This window comes from Dietzia aerolata, from assembly GCF_014144865.1.
Taxonomy (GTDB): Bacteria; Actinomycetota; Actinomycetes; order Mycobacteriales; family Mycobacteriaceae; genus Dietzia; species Dietzia aerolata.
Map to the genome: position 1 here is coordinate 1 of NZ_JAALDM010000229.1, position 15,369 is coordinate 15,369.

Below are 15,369 nucleotides of genomic sequence, written 5' to 3' on the forward strand. Positions count from 1 at the left end.
GGCACCGGCGGCCCCGACAGCCCCTGCAGCCCCGGTTGCGCCAGCAGCCCCGGCAGCGGCGTGCACCGCGGTGACGGCGGGCGCGCCCTTGGTCAGGGTGCCGGTCTTGTCGAACAGGACGGCGTCGACCGTGCGCATGCTCTCCAGCGCGAGCCGGTCCTTGATGAGCACGCCGCCGCGGGCCGCGCGCTCGGTGGCGATCGAGACGACCAGCGGGATCGCCAGCCCCAGCGCGTGCGGACACGCGATGACCAACACCGTGATCACGCGGATCACGGCCTGCTCCGGGGTGCCGACGAGCAGCCAGACGACGACAGTGATCAGTGCCGCGCCGAGCGCGAACCAGAACAGCCACGCCGCCGCCTTGTCGGCGATCCGCTGCGCACGGGAGGAGGAGTTCTGGGCGTCCTCGACGAGTTTCTGAATACCTGCCAGCGCGGTGTCGCTGCCGACCGCGCTGATCCGCACGCGCATCCCGGAGTCGGTGGCGACCGTGCCGGCGACCACGGTGTCCCCCTCGGAGCGCCGAACGGTCTGCGATTCGCCGGTGATCATCGACTCGTCCATGCTTGCCGTGCCCTGCACCACCACACCGTCGGCGGGAACGCTGCCACCGGGTCGGATGATCACAACGTCCCCCACGCGGAGGTCGGCGGGCGAGACGATGACGACGTCGTCGTCGTCAACCTTCTCGGCTTCATCCGGCAACAGTGCTGCCAGGGAGTCGAGGGCCGAGCTGGTCTGGGCGAGGGAGCGCATTTCCACCCAGTGGCCGAGCAGCATGATGACGATCAGCAGCGCGAGTTCCCACCAGAATTCGAGCTCGTGACCGAGCAGGCCGAGCGTCGAGCCCCACGAGGCGACGAATGCGACTGTGATGCCGAGGCTGATCAGCAGCATCATCCCCGGTTGGCGGGCCTTGATCTCGTCCCAGCCGCCAGTGAGGAAGGGTTGGCCGCCCCAGACGTACATGACGGTGCCCAGGATCGGCGCGACCCACAGGCCCCAGCCTGTGACCTCGTAGCCGAGCAGCATGGCGAACATCGGCGAGAACGCGACGGTCGGGATGCCCAGCGCGAGCATGATCCAGAACAGGCGCCGGAACACCTGGACGTGGTGGCCGTGGTGGCCGTGGCCGCCGTGACCAGCATGATCACTGTGTCCCGCATGCCCCGCGTGCGGGTCGTGCCCCGCGTGCACCTCGTGCGGGTCGTGCCCCGCGTGCGGGCCATGGGCCTCATGCGCCTGGTGCGCCTCGTGCGCATGATGGCCCTGCTCGTGATGGCCGTGCTCGGTCGTCATCGTTCCCCCTTCATCTCGGTCCGGGTGTTCCACACAGCGCCAAACATACCCCAGGGGGGTATTTTCCTGTCGTCCTCAGCCAGTCCCGGGAAGAAGCCCCAGAACAGAGCGCCCGGCGCGCGACTACTGCCCGTCGAGCAGCCCCTGCATCTCGTCGATCTCCGCCTGCTGGGTCTCGATAATCGTCCGGGCCATGTCGATCGCCGGCTGGTAACTCCCGTCCTCCACCTCGTCCTCCGCCATGGCCACCGCGCCCTCGTGGTGGGCGATCATCTGCTCCAGGAACAGGTCCGCGGCCTCGGGTCCGGGTGCGTCGGAGAGCTCCTGCAGGTCCTCCTCGGAGAGCATGCCCTCCATCTGCGACATGTCATGGCCGCCGTGGTCTCCCTCCGGCATCATCGGCTCGCCCCACTGCTCGAGCCACTCGGTCAGCTGCGCGATCTCCGGCCCCTGTGCGGCCTTGATCTCCTCCGCGAGCGTGGTGACCTCGGCAGGGACCCCGTCCTTGGCCAGGATGATGTCGCTCATCTCGATGGCCTGCTCGTGGTGCGGCAGCATCATCTGGGCGAACATCACGTCGGCCTCGGAGTGCTGTGACGACACCTCCGACGTACTCGTGGCACTCTCGCTGCTCGCCGTGGTTTGGACAGCGGTAGTGGTCTCGCTCTCCGTGCCACTCTCATCGCCGGTGCACGCGGACAATCCCAGCACGGCTACGGCGGCAGCGGCGGTCAGTACAAGCTTCTGTCGATTCATCTGTGGGTACCTTTCTTCGGCAGACCTTCGGGCCCGCGGTTTGACTACCTGGCCGGTCAAGCGAGGTAGGACAGTGTGGTCATCATTCCGGCTTCCTGGTGATAGGCGTTATGACAGTGCATCGCCCACTGGCCGGGGTTGTCCGTGTCGAACTCGATCTCGATGCTGCGCATCGGGCGGATTGTGACGGTGTCCTTGCGGAGTCCGCTGTCCGCGAGCGCGAATGTGTGTCCGTGGAGGTGCATCGGATGGAACATGTCAGACATATTTCGCAACCGGATCCGCACCCGTTCGCCACCGTTTACCTCGAGCGGCGCCGAGTCGGGATGCGCCCGCCCATTGAGAGTCCACCTGTACGGAGACATCGATCCGCCGAGGTCGACGCTGAGGTAGCGGTCATGCCCCTTTCCCGGAAGCCGCACCTCTTCAGCCGGCGAGAGGTCCGTACCCAGCAGTGGCGATCGGTCCAACTCATCGGGCCTCGACTGATTCGGCACGTCACCCATCGCAGTGCGGACGAGGGCCCGAGCGTGTCCGGCCTTCCCTTCGGCGTCGGCGTACATCGGAAAGGCTCCGTCGCCGAGAGTGACCATGACGTCGAAACGTTCTCCCATGCCGATCAACAGGGAGTCGGTCTCGACCGGCATAACCGGGAAGCCGTCCGTGTGGGTGACGGTCATCCGGTGCCCTCCCAGCGCCACCCGGAAGGCGGTGTCAGCCCCCGCGTTGACGAATCTGATCCTGACCCGGTCCCCCGGAGATGCATTCCAGACCTGCATGTCCTCGGAGGGTCGTCCATTGATCAGATAGGTCGGATAGCTGACATCCCCCGCGCTGCCGAGGATCGGCGACATCATCGAGCCATCGCCGCCGTACATGTTCATCATGCCGTGCCGCCCCCCGAGATTGCCTGAGCCGCTGACGGCGCCGCCGCCAGCGCCGATCCCCAGGTCACGGGAGACATCGTCCGGCGTGCGCCCCATCCCATCGAGCCAGTCGTCCAGGACCACAACCCATTCGTTGTCGTAATCCCCCGGATCTTCCGGATCATCAATGAGCACCACGCCGTACAGTCCGCGATCCAGCTGCAGTCCCGAATGGGAGTGGTAAAAATACGTGCCCGGATCCGGGGCGGTGAAGTCGTAGGTGAACCTCGAGCCGGGAGCAATCGGCTCCTGCGTTAGCCCGGGCACCCCGTCCATGTCATTGCGCATGGCGATTCCGTGCCAGTGCACGCTGGAATCCTCGGGCAACCGGTTGTCGACAACAATCTGCAGCCTTTCTCCAGCCCTGGCACGGATGAGTGGGCCCGGCAACTGGTCGTCATAGGCCCAGGTGGTGGCCAGTCGTCCGCCGAGATCCACGTCGACCGGGCGGGCCGTCAGCCGCGTGGCGACCACCTTCTGCCCGGGAAAGCGACGCCCCTCTTCAAGACGACGCACCAGGTCCGAGGAGCCCATCACCCGGTTACCTGTAGCGGTGCCCGGACCTGTACACGCGGCCAGAGCCCCGGCACCGGCGAGGAGTGAGCCAAACAGGAATGCACGGCGCGAGAACGACGACGACACACTGCGTGGCTGGACAGCGCGCCACTGGCATTCATCGCTCATGAAGCCCCTCGACAGCGTCAGCCGCTCCACGTGACCGGCTCGTTCCCACTGTTGCGTCGGCAACCCGCCGGCCACGCACCCCACCGAGCACGCTGATCAGCAGAGTCACGACGAGCCCCCACAGGACAACGACGAACGCGACCAGGAGCACTACGTCGATCCAGGTCATGTCGCCCCCTCTCGGTGCTTCGTCGCATCGGCGTGGTGCCGCCTCTTCCCGGCCCGCGGCGGACCGGGCCATCGAGAACCAGTCTCGAACGCCCACCCCAGGATTCGGATGAGGATTTCGTCAAGGTCTGATGAAGTTCGCGCCCGCGACACGTGTCAGGAACAGCGACATGGCGATGATGGATCCATGACCGCACCTCAGCTACGGGCGATGATCGTCGAGGACGAACCGGAGATCGCCGACCTCATCGGCAGCTACCTCACGCGCGACGGGTTCGACGTCTCGACCGCGCATGATGGCCATGCCGCCGTCGGCCTCATCCGAGAGGTCGACCCGGACGTGGTGGTACTCGATCTCGGACTACCCGGGCTCGACGGGATCGAGGTGTGCCGCCAACTGCGCACCTTCTCCGACGCGTACGTCGTCATGCTCACCGCCCGCGCCGAGGAGGTCGACACACTCATCGGGCTGTCCGTCGGGGCCGACGACTACATGGCCAAGCCGTTCAGCCCACGCGAACTCATGGCCCGCATCCAGGTCATGCTGCGCCGCCCCCGGACCACCGGATCGCTGGGCACCCCGACCAGTTCGACCGCCGCGGGCACGGCCGAGCGGCCCCGGGATCTGCGGACCATCGGCGCGCTCACCCTGGACGTCGACGGTCACGAGGTCACCGTCGACGGCACCCCGGTCCGGCTGACCAGGACCGAGTTCGACCTGCTGGCCACACTCACGCGGGATCCCGGCGTCGTGCTGACCCGCGAACAACTCATCGCCGCGATCTGGGGCGCCGACTGGATCGGGGACACGCACCTGGTCGACGTCCACATCGGCCATCTCCGGCGAAAGCTCGGCGACACCGCCGCGCGCGGAGCCTACGTCCGCACCGTCCGCGGTGTCGGCTACCGAACAGGGGATGGACGATGAGCGAGCGCACCAGTTTCGGAACGCGCCTTCTGGCGGCACTCGCGCTGGTCACGGTCGGCTTCGCCATCAGCGCCTGGGTCGTGGGTGCGCTCCTCGCCCCGGGGATTTTCCACGATCATCTCGAGATGGCGGGACTGTCCCAGGACTCCTCCGAGGCGGCCCACATGGAGGAGGCGTTCCGTTCCTCGATGGCCTTGTCGTGGGCGGTCGCCCTGGCCGTCTCCCTGATCCTGTCGCTACTCGTCAGCGGATACATGACGCGGCGCCTACTCCGGTCCATCTCACCCGTGACGCACTCCGTCCGCGAGGTCGCGGCCGGCCAGTACGGGACACGCGTCAACAAACCGGGAATCGGCCGCGAGTTCGACGAACTCGTTGGCAGTTTCAACGAGCTCGCCCGCAGACTCGACGCCACCGAGACGACCCGCAGACGGATGCTCTCGGACCTCGCGCACGAGATGCGGACGCCTCTCGCGACGATCGAATCCCACCTGGAAGCGGTTGAGGACGGGGTCCGCGACCTTGACCCGGCCACGCTGACCATCCTGCGAACGGCCACCGGACGTCTGGAGCGACTCGCCCACGACGTCGGCGCCGTCTCGCTCGCCGAGGAGCACCTCACCCGCCTCGTCACCGCCGAGACCGACACCCACAGCGTCATCGCGGAAGCGGTCGACGCGATCCGACCCGAATACGCGGACAAGGGCGTGGAGATCCTCTCCGACCTCGGCCGTCCCGTCCCGATCACCGTCGACGCCGACCGGATCAATCAGGTGCTCGGCAACCTCCTCCACAATGCACTCCGCCACACCGCTGGTGGCGGAACCGTCACCGTATCCAGCCGCTCGCTGCACGGATACGCGCAGATTGCCGTCACCGACACCGGCGAGGGCATCGCCCCCGAGCATCTGGACCACATCTTCGACCGCTTCTATCGGGTCGACACCGCCCGGGACCGACAGCACGGTGGCAGCGGGATCGGTTTGACCATCAGCCGAGCCCTCGTAGAGGCCCACGGCGGGCGTATCCGCGCGACCAGCGACGGACCCGGACGCGGGGCACTATTCGTGATTGACCTCCCGATCACGTAGCCGGCCGCTCGCGGACGACCTCTGGTGAACGTGACACGCTTCACAAAATTGCATGCTCTGCAAACTTGCAGTGACTGCAACTTGAGCGCATTATCGTCTGGTGCACCCCGACGACCCCCTCGACGCCAGCGCCCCCGCCGACCCGGCACCGTCCGGCCTCCGCGAAGCCAAGAAGGCCCGCACCCGCGCAGACCTCGCCCGTGCGGCACTGCTCCTCGCCGCCGAGGAGGGCCTGCACGGCACCACCGTGGAGGCGATCGCCGCCCGCGCCGGTGTCTCACCCCGCACGTTCTTCAACTACTTCGATTCCAAGGATGAGGCGGTCGTCCACCTGGGGGCCGACCGGTTCCGCCGACTGATGTCGACGCTCTTCGACGGTCCGCGGGCCGACGCACGCGGGACCGGGGTGAACGACGACGTCGTCGTCCCCTCCCCCTCCGCCGACCCGATCCTGCGGATCCGGGACGCAATGCTGGACTTCCTCCGCGACTCGGACGCCGACGCGGACGCCTCCGCCGACGACGACCTGATGAAGGCGGCGCTCGAGCGGGACCAGTCGCTGTACGGCACGCTCCACGCGACCATGACCGCGGTCGGCGCCGAGTTCGAGGCCGCCCTGACCACGCGCTACGCCGACGAGGCCGAGCGCGACCGGGCCCGGGTCGGACTGAGCGTCGCGCTGGGGCTCACGCAGACGGCCATGCAGTCCGCCCGCGCGGGCCGCACGGTCACCCCGATGGCCGACCAGGTCGCCCACTACTTCGGACTCCTCCACTCGGCGTTCGCAAGCCCCGCCACCACAGAAGCCCACCCCACAGAAGAAGGACCGACAACCTCATGACCAGCACCTCGACGGCGCAACCCGCGCCGACCGGGGACGATCCGATGACGCTCACCCCGCGTACGGTCTGGATCATCTTCGGCGCCCTCATGGCGGGCATGTTCCTCGCCTCACTCGACCAGTCGATCCTGGGCCCGGCCATGCCGACCATCGTCGGCGAGCTCAACGGCGTCCAGCACCAGGCGTGGATCATCACGATCTACATCCTCGCCGTGGCCATCACCATGCCGCTGTACGGCAAATTCGGCGACCTCTTCGGCCGCCGCAACCTCTTCCTGACGGCGATCGCGATCTTCACGATCGGCTCGATCGGCTCCGGCTCGGCCGGCTTCTTCACCGACCCCGCCACCGAGGCCGGTTTCTGGGAGCTCGTGGCCTGGCGCGGTGTGCAGGGCCTGGGCGGCGGCGGACTGATGATCCTGTCGCAGGCGATCATCGCCGACATCGTCCCGGCCTCCGAGCGCGGCAAGTACATGGGCCCGATGGGCGCTATCTTCGGCATCTCCGCCGTCGCAGGCCCGCTGCTCGGCGGCTTCTTCACCGACACCGCGCACTGGCGGTGGTGCTTCTGGATCAACGTGCCGATCGGCATCATCGCGTTCGTACTGGCGTGGAAGTTCATGAAGCTGCCCGTCAAGCACAGCACCGCCAAACTCGACTGGGCGGGCATCCTGTTCATGGTCCTGGGCACCGCCGGCCTGGTGCTCGTCACCGACCTCGGCGGCGACCAGCTGGCCTGGGATTCGCCCGGCATGATCGCCATGATCATCGGCACGGTCGCCAGCGTCATCGCCCTGGTGCTGGTGGAGCGGCGCGCGGACGAGCCGATCCTGCCTCTACACCTGTTCACCGGTCGCGTGTTCATCGTGGCCACCGTCATCGCGTTCATCCTGGGCGTGGCGATGTTCGCGGCGATCGGCTTCGTCCCCACGTTCCTGCAGATGTCCACCGGCACCTCGGCCGCCGGCTCGGGCCTGCTCATGATCCCGATGATGGTCGGCCTCATGGCCACCTCGATCGGCTCCGGCATCGCCATCACCAAGACCGGCAAATACCGCATCTACCCGATCGTCGGTATGGCCCTGACCACCGTCACGGTCATGGTGATGACGCAGATGACCGGCTCCACCCCGATCTGGCAGATCATGGGCATGCTGCTGTTCTTCGGCGCGGGCCTGGGCCTGGTCATGCAGGTCATCGTGCTGGCCGTGCAGAACGCGGTGGACCCGCACGAGGTGGGCGTCGCCACCAGTTCGAACAACTACTTCCGCGAGATCGGCGCGGCGATCGGCACCGCCTGGTTCGGCTCGCTGTTCACGGGCCGTCTCATCGACAACCTCACCGAGACGGTCGCCGCCAACCCGGAGCAGGCCATGGCCGCGGGCCTCAACCCTAGCGGGGTCACCCCGGCGTTCGTGGCAACCCTGCCCGACCCGCTCCACCAGGGCATCGTCGATTCCTACGCCAACGCCCTGGCCCCGGCGCTGTGGTTCATCGTCCCCGTCCTGGCCGTGGCGCTGCTATTCGCGTTCTTCCTGCCCCAGGTCAAGCTCAGCGACGAGGCCGGAATGATCGCCCGGGGCGAGGCCGTGTGGGACGACGGCACGGGCCAAGCCGCCGGTGGGAGCGACGGTTCTTTACAAGACCAAGACCAAGATCACGACGACGACAACGTCACCATCAGCCCCACCGGCGATTCCACACCCGAGCCGGCGTAACGAGCCTCTCCTCCCAAGACCAGCGATCACTCCCCCAGACCGAGAGTGATCGCTGGGCCACGGCAAGGCCACGGCAAGCGTCGCCACGGATACACCCGCAGACCGTGCCGTCTGATCAAGTCGCCATACCGAGACCGTAAAGCTGAGACCATACAGGCGTTTAGATTGCACGGTTTACGTACAGCGGCCGGTTTTCCCGCCGACGCAGGCGCGTAACTGACGCATCAGACGCTTAAGGGGCCAGCGCCAGCCTGGGCACCACCCACGTCGTGCTCCCGGCCTTCGAGCCGCGGGCGGTCATCGACGCCATGGAGAAGCATCGCATCACCGTGTTCCTCGGCGTGCCCACCATGTACCAGTTCCTCCTCCAGGACCCGGAGTTCGCCTCGAGAGAGCTGCCCGACTGGCGTCTGGGCTACTTCGGTGCGGCCCCCATGCCGCCGAGCGCCGTGACCGCGCTGGCCGCGGCCAAGCCCCACGTCGGCTTCTACCAACTGTGCGGCCAGACCGAGGGCGGCCCGACAGGGATTTTCCTGACCCCGGACGAGGTGCGCGAGCGGCCCGACGCGGTGGGCCGCACCTCCATCACGAACGTCGAGACCCGGATCGTCGACCTGGACGGCAACGACACCGCGGTCGGCGAGCCCGGCGAGATCATCTACCGAGGCCAGACCATCATGAAGTCGTACTGGAACAAGCCGGAGGCCACCGCCGAGACGCTCCGGGACGGCTGGCTGCACAGCGGCGACATCGCCGTGCGCGACGCCGATGGCTACATCACCATCGTCGACCGGATGAAGGACATGATCATCACGGGCGGCCGCAACGTGTACTCCGTCGAGGTCGAGCAGGCACTGGCAAGTCACCCCGACGTCGCCGACATCGCGATCGTGGGCCGCCCGGACGAGGTGTTCGGGGAAAGCATCATCGCCGTGGTCACCCCGGTCGAGGGACGCGACGTCACCCTCGAATCACTGCGCGAGCACGGTGCGGAGTACATCGCCGACTACAAACTTCCCCGCGAACTCATCACCCGGCCCATCCCCCGCAACCCCTCCGGAAAGATCCTCAAGCACGTACTGCGAGACACCATCTCAGCGTGAGGAGCTGAACCGGCAGAATCCCCGCCAGAACCCCTCACGAGAACACCCGCCACACCCGCCACTGCCAGCGCCGATTCGGACTGATAGTGGCGGGTGCCCTGCTATTTTCAAGAGATCTTCACTATGCCCGGCGGGAATAGCACCCAGTTGCGATATGCATGTCTCCTCAACGCACAAGGGCTCCTCGATGTCTGCTCACACCCCCTCCTCCGCCCGCCTCACTCCCAGTCCCACGGAATCCTCCGCGTGCCCTCCTTCTCCCACTGCCGACTCCGGCATTCCCCGGCGCACGTTCCTCGGTGGAACCGGACTCATGGTCGCCGCTGGCGCGGCGGGCGCGGCCTTCGGCTCCTCCGCTCTACCCGGCACCACACCTCACGCCTCGGCAGCGGTGGGCGGAGGCAAAATCCGCTCAAAGCCCAACATCGTTCTGATCATCACCGACCAGGAACGCCGTCCGCAGCACTGGCCCGAGGGCTGGGGCCGGGACCATCTTCCACATCGGCAGCGCCTCATCGACTCCGGCCTGTCCTTCAACTTCGCCTCCTGCAACACCGCCATGTGCTCGCCGAGCCGGAGTTCCCTGTTCACCGGCATGTACCCGTCCCAGCACGGCGTGACCCGCACGCTCACGGCCGACGGCGCACTGTCGCCAGACGAGCCCACGCTGAAACCGAGCACCCCGAACATGGCCAGCCTGCTGGCCTCGGCCGGCTACGACGTCCACTACCGGGGCAAATGGCACATCAGCAAGGGCAAGGACGGTGGGGATCCCACCACCGCGGATCTTGAGAGTTTCGGCTTCAAGGGATGGGTCCCGCCCGAGGCCGGCCAGGACATCAAGCCGGAGAACTTCGCCGGCGGTTACGCCAACCACGACCAACGCTATGCCGATGAGGCGGTCGCATTCGTGAACTCCGTCGACCCGAACTCGGACACGCCGTTCGCGCTGGTCGCGAGCTTCGCCAATCCCCACGACATCTTGGCTTATCCAAATTCCTGGGACGACCCGTCGCCCGACAAACTAAACAACTACGAAGCAGACGCCCCCGAGTGCTTCCAGATGGGCATCGACCTGCCGCCCACCTTCAACGAGGTGCTCGCGCTCAACCACAAGCCCCGGGCGCAGACGCAGCTCAACGTGGCCTCCAACGTCGGCTTGGGACCGTTGCGCTCCGAGGAGGAGGCTCGCAACTACTGCAACCTCTACGCCTTCATGCAGCAGGAGGTGGACGCGCACATCGGTGCGGTGATCGACGCCATCGAAAAAAAGGGCTTGCGGGAGGAGACCATCATCATCCATATCGCCGACCACGGTGAAATGGGGATGTCCCACGGCGGAATGCGGCAGAAGGCCTTCAACGCCTACGAAGAAACCCTGCTCGTTCCCATGGTGATCAGCAATCCGAGGCTGTTCTCGCAGGGCAAGACGACCGATGCGATGTCCACCCTGATTGATCTCATGCCCACGCTCGCGACCATCGCCGATGTTCCGGCCGACGCCCTCACCAACTACGACTTCAAGGGCAAGGACCTGTCACCGATCATCGAGGACGCCGCGACCTCAACGGGCGCTCCGACGGTGGAGGTCCAGGACGTCATCCACTTCACGTTCGACGACTGGTCGGTCGGCCAGCCGGACAGCCAGGACACCATCACTCAACCCAATCATCTCCGCACCATCCGTGAGCGTGGCCGCAAGCTCTCCATGTACTACGACCCGGACTGGGTCGAGCCCCCCGTGTTTGAGATGTATGACCTGGTGGCCGATCCGCTCGAGTTGAACAATCTGGCGGCGCCGTCTGCCCCGTTCAAGTTCCGCGCGGACATGCTCGCCGAGATGCTGCCGCGGCTGATCGAGGTGATGGCGGAGAAGGGCACCACCCCGGCCGGGATGCCCGAGACCCTGCCTCTCCCATCAAGCTCACTGGGGTCAGTCGGCTCCTGAGCATCCGCCGTTCCTGAGTTCGAGGCGATCGGGATCGGTCCCCCTTCGCGCGCGAACGTCGTAGGGTCGGGTCATGGCCGTTGGGCCGACCCGGCCCTACGGCGACGACGTCACCAGGGATGCGGAGTCACCCATGCCCACACGCAGTACGGTCGCTCGCCACATCATCGACACCCTCCACGCCTCCGACGTCGACCGCGTCTACGGTCTGCCCGGGGACTCACTCAACGCCGTCACGGACGCGATCCGGGACGTCGACGGTGTGGAGTGGACCGTCACCCGACACGAGGAGGCAGCGGCGTTCGCCGCCTCGGCCGAGGCCGCGCTGACCGGGAAGCTCACGGTGTGCGCCGGCTCGTGCGGGCCGGGCAACCTGCACCTGATCAACGGCCTGTTCGACGCCCAGCGGTCGGGCGTCCCGGTCCTCGCGCTGGCCTCCCACATCCCGTCGCATGAGATCGGGACCGGCTACTTCCAGGAGACTCATCCCCAGGAGTTGTTTCGCGAATGCAGCGTGTACGTCGAGCACGTCTCGACGGCGGCGCAGGCGCCGCGGCTACTGCGGATCGCGATGCGGGCAGCGATCGAGAAGCGCGGCGTCGCCGTGCTCGTCCTGCCCGGCGACGTCGCCCTCGAGGAGGTCACCGCCGAGGTGGCCGCGATCCGACCCACGACGAGCCACGTGGTCCCGGCGAAAGAGGACCTCGCGCGGGCCGCCGAGGCGCTCGACGGCTGCGAGGACGTCACTATCCTCGCCGGTGCCGGCTGTGCCGGTGCGCACGACGAGCTCTTGGAGATCGCCGAGCGGCTGAAGGCCCCGATCGTCCACGCGATGCGCGGCAAAGAGTGGGTCGAGTACGACAACCCGTACGACGTGGGGATGACCGGACTCCTCGGGTTCTCCTCCGGTTACCGCGCGATGATGTCCGCGGAGACGCTGCTCGTCCTGGGTTCCGACCTGCCGTACGAGCAGTTCTACCCCGAGGCCACCGTGATCCAGGTCGACATCCGGGGTGAGCGGATCGGTCGTCGGACACCCGTCGAGGTGCCGCTGGTCGGCGGCGTCGCGGAGACCATCCGTGCCCTCCTGCCCCTGCTGCGTACCCACAGCGACCGCAAGCATCTCGACGACGCCGTGAAGCACTACACCAAGACCCGCCGGACGCTGGACGACCTCGCCACCCCGTCCAAGCGGACCATTCACCCGCAGTACCTGACGCGATTGATCGACGAGGCCGCCAGCGAGGACGCGGTGTTTCTCCCCGACGTCGGCAGCCCAGTCATCTGGGCGGCGCGCTATCTGACGATGAACGGGCGGCGCCGGATCATCGGTTCCTTCACCCACGGCTCAATGGCCAACGCCCTGTCCCAGGCGATCGGCGCCCAATCCGCGGCGCCCGGTCGCCAGATCATCGCCCTCGCCGGTGACGGCGGCTTGTCCATGCTGATGGGCGAGTTGCTCACGCTCGTCCAGCACGACCTGCCGGTGAAGGTCGTGGTGTTCAACAACTCCTCGTACAACTTCGTCGAGGTGGAGATGAAGGCCGACGGATTCGTGAACTACGGCACCGACCTCACCAATCCGGACTTCTCCAAGGTGGCCGAGGCCTGCGGGCTCGCCGGATTCCGGGTGAACAAGTCCAAAGACCTGCCCAAGGCGGTCAAGCAGTTCCTCAACCACGACGGGCCGGCTCTCCTCGACGTGGTGACCGAACGTCAGGAGCTCACCATCCCGCCGACGATCAGCGCAGCCCAGGCCAAGGGCTTCACCCTCTACTCCCTGCGCACCGTGCTCTCGGGCCGCGGCGACGAACTCATCGATCTGGCCAAGGCGAACCTACGCCAGCTGTTCTGAGTCGAGCGCCTGCTGCCAGAAGTCGGCCTCCAGTCGTGTGGCCGTGCGGAACACCTCGGTGAGCTCATCCAGCCGGGAATCGGACAGACCACCGACTGAGAGCGCGTCGAGCTGAGCGATCGCCGCGTGCGAGGCGGCGGTGAACGCCTCCCCCGAGTACTCGCTGATCCACTCGGCATACGGATGCTCGCCGCTCGCGTCGTGGGCCGCCGGGTCGGACAGCCGCGGCGCGAGGGCGGCACCGATCTCGGCGTAGCCGATCGTGCACGGTGCCAATGCCACGGACAGGTCCAGCACGGTGCCGACCATTCCGGCATCCAGTACGTAGCGGGTGTAGGCGACGGTTGCCTGCTTCTCCGGCGCGGCTTCGAGCTCGGCGCGCGGGATACCCCAGCGCTCGGTGAGGCCGAGGTGCAGTTCGGTCTCGGCGAGAATCGCCCCGGTCGCGGCGTGGGCGGCGGTGAGGTCGGCGAGCGTACGGCTCTTGTAGGTGGCCAGCGCGTTGGCGCGGGCGAACTGCACGAGGAAGTGGAAGTCCTGGATCAGATAGTCCTGGAACACCGGCAGCGGCAGGGTTCCCGCGCCGAGCTGCTCCACGAAGTCATGCCGGGTGTAGGCCTCCCACTCGGCTGCGCAGCGGGACTTCAGTGTCTCGAATAGGGTCAATTCAGGTCTCCTCGATCTTCAGGTCGGCGATGATCGCCCCGTGCGGCCGGTAGCCGGGTCCGGTCCTCGTGTGGGTCTCGACGACCTCGAAGTCTGCCATCCGCAGCTGCGCCGAGAGTGCGTCAACCGTCCACCTGTACGCGGGCGCAACGGCGTGGTCGAACCGCTCCACGCCCGGATCATCGGCGCCGGGCCGGCCCGGATCGTGGAAGAACCCGACCAGCAGCTGTCCACCCGGCCGCAGGACGCGCGCGAATTCCCGGAGCGCGATCAGCAGCTCCTCCGGCTCGTGGTGGATCAACGAATACCAGGCCACAGCCCCCGCCAAGCTCGCCTCCGGATCCGGAAGCGCGAGCTCGACGTACTCCTCGGACCTGCGGCCGTAGGCCTCGAGCGCCGCCCGCGTCACCGGCTCTGCTCCCGCCGCTGGCTCTGCTCCCGCCGCCGGCTCGGCGGGACGCCCTCCCACCTGGTGAACGATCGGGTGAACGTCGCGGTCTCCGCATAGCCGAGCTCCCGCGCCACCTCGGCCACCGCCGCGCCCTGGCCCAACAACTCCAGCGCGTGGGCGTGCCGCACGTCGTCCGTCAGGCGCCGGAAAGACGTGCCCTCCGCGGCCAGCCGGCGCCGCAGTGTCCGCTCGTCGACATGCAGGTCAGCGGCCACCTGCGCCATCGACGGCCACTCGTCACGCCCATGGCTCAGTCGGCTACGCACCTGTCCCGCGACCCCCACCCGAGCCACGCGGGCAGCGAGCACGTCGTGGCACTGCTGCTCGAACAGTCGCGCCGTGTTCTCGTCGGCCTGCGGCAGCCGCACGTCCAGACGCTCGCGCGGAATGACGAGCCGGTTGGTCGGGCGGTTCGCCACCACCGCGGTCGGGGCCAGCCCCCACGCGTCGGCCAACGCTGCGGCACTTTCCACCCCCAGCGTGGTCTCGATCCCCACGAGCCGTAGGTCGATCTGCGCGCCCCGGAACGCCACGGCGAGCCCGGCCAGGTCGCGTTCCACCACGAAGGTGCGCACGTCGGGAGGGACCTCGTCGTCGGCGGCCACCACAAAGACGACCGGCTCATCGCCCTCCCCCTCGCCAGGCCCAGGCTCCTCCAGCGAGAAACGCAGGTGCGTCGGGGACAGCGCGAGGTACGGGATCGCCCGCTCGATCGCGGCCCGCACCGTCGGTCCGGCGAGCATCATGAACCCGATCACGCCGGTGCGGCCGATCGTCGAGAACTCCCCGATGGCCGCACCCAGCCCGGGCCGGCCCCCGAATTCGGCCGACAGAGTGCGGATCACCGTGAACTCCTGATGCGCCCAGATCAAGGCGTTCTCATCCGCGAGATCCGGCGGCTGAATTCCGGTGCCGGCGAGACACCTCGTCGT

The 15,369-nt window shown here is 67.4% G+C and carries 14 protein-coding genes; 7 read left to right on the forward strand and 7 right to left on the reverse strand.

Features of this window, described 5'->3' with window-relative positions; all coding sequences use genetic code 11:
* The 4 genes from G6016_RS13350 to G6016_RS13365 all read right to left on the reverse strand — a co-directional run.
* Positions 1-1,302 (reverse strand): HAD-IC family P-type ATPase (locus G6016_RS13350; protein WP_182633126.1); only part of this gene is annotated, 1,302 nt, incomplete at its 3' end.
* Between the two features lie 123 nt (positions 1,303-1,425).
* A complete protein-coding gene (locus tag G6016_RS13355; RefSeq protein ID WP_182633127.1) occupies positions 1,426-2,058 on the reverse strand; it encodes a DUF305 domain-containing protein in 633 nt (210 codons plus the stop codon).
* 56 nt (positions 2,059-2,114) lie between these two features.
* Complete coding sequence (locus G6016_RS13360) at positions 2,115-3,668, reverse strand: multicopper oxidase family protein (protein ID WP_182633128.1); 1,554 nt, start codon at positions 3,666-3,668, stop codon at positions 2,115-2,117.
* Positions 3,658-3,837, reverse strand: coding sequence for a hypothetical protein (locus G6016_RS13365; protein WP_182633129.1), 180 nt, complete (start codon positions 3,835-3,837; stop codon positions 3,658-3,660). The genes G6016_RS13360 and G6016_RS13365 overlap by 11 nt, the downstream gene beginning before the upstream one ends.
* A gap of 210 nt (positions 3,838-4,047) precedes the next feature.
* Between G6016_RS13365 and G6016_RS13370 the strand changes: the two genes are divergently transcribed.
* The 7 genes from G6016_RS13370 to poxB all read left to right on the forward strand — a co-directional run bounded on the left by G6016_RS13370 (position 4,048) and on the right by poxB (position 13,320).
* Positions 4,048-4,764 (forward strand): response regulator, encoded by a 717-nt coding sequence (locus G6016_RS13370; RefSeq protein ID WP_182633140.1) that lies wholly within the window; start codon positions 4,048-4,050, stop codon positions 4,762-4,764.
* The gene (locus tag G6016_RS13375) at positions 4,761-5,855 is read left to right on the forward strand and encodes a sensor histidine kinase (RefSeq protein WP_182633130.1); all 1,095 of its coding nucleotides are present in this window, start codon (positions 4,761-4,763) and stop codon (positions 5,853-5,855) included. Before G6016_RS13370 ends, G6016_RS13375 begins: the two co-directional genes overlap by 4 nt.
* Positions 5,856-5,955: 100 nt before the next feature.
* The gene (locus G6016_RS13380; RefSeq protein WP_182633131.1) at positions 5,956-6,696 is read left to right on the forward strand and encodes a TetR family transcriptional regulator; all 741 of its coding nucleotides are present in this window, start codon (positions 5,956-5,958) and stop codon (positions 6,694-6,696) included.
* On the forward strand, positions 6,693-8,414 hold the full coding sequence (locus G6016_RS13385) for an MDR family MFS transporter (protein ID WP_182633132.1): 1,722 nt from the start codon (positions 6,693-6,695) through the stop codon (positions 8,412-8,414). Before G6016_RS13380 ends, G6016_RS13385 begins: the two co-directional genes overlap by 4 nt.
* Before the next feature lie 251 nt (positions 8,415-8,665).
* Positions 8,666-9,517 (forward strand): class I adenylate-forming enzyme family protein, encoded by an 852-nt coding sequence (locus G6016_RS13390; RefSeq protein WP_277815156.1) that lies wholly within the window; start codon positions 8,666-8,668, stop codon positions 9,515-9,517.
* A 187-nt stretch (positions 9,518-9,704) separates the two neighbouring features.
* On the forward strand, positions 9,705-11,465 hold the full coding sequence (locus tag G6016_RS13395) for a sulfatase family protein (RefSeq protein ID WP_182633133.1): 1,761 nt from the start codon (positions 9,705-9,707) through the stop codon (positions 11,463-11,465).
* Positions 11,466-11,598: 133 nt separating this feature from the next.
* Positions 11,599-13,320 (forward strand): ubiquinone-dependent pyruvate dehydrogenase, encoded by a 1,722-nt coding sequence (poxB, locus tag G6016_RS13400; RefSeq protein WP_182633141.1) that lies wholly within the window; start codon positions 11,599-11,601, stop codon positions 13,318-13,320.
* On the opposite strand, the gene G6016_RS13405 is transcribed toward poxB, so the two are convergent.
* From G6016_RS13405 to G6016_RS13415, 3 genes are all read right to left on the reverse strand, one after another.
* On the reverse strand, positions 13,303-13,986 hold the full coding sequence (locus G6016_RS13405; protein ID WP_182633134.1) for a TenA family protein: 684 nt from the start codon (positions 13,984-13,986) through the stop codon (positions 13,303-13,305). The genes poxB and G6016_RS13405 overlap by 18 nt on opposite strands.
* Before the next feature lies 1 nt (position 13,987).
* Positions 13,988-14,395 (reverse strand): class I SAM-dependent methyltransferase, encoded by a 408-nt coding sequence (locus tag G6016_RS13410; RefSeq protein WP_182633135.1) that lies wholly within the window; start codon positions 14,393-14,395, stop codon positions 13,988-13,990.
* Positions 14,392-15,369, reverse strand: a 978-nt coding sequence (locus G6016_RS13415) for a helix-turn-helix transcriptional regulator (RefSeq protein WP_182633136.1), incomplete at its 5' end; no start/stop codon positions are given. The genes G6016_RS13415 and G6016_RS13410, both read right to left, overlap by 4 nt.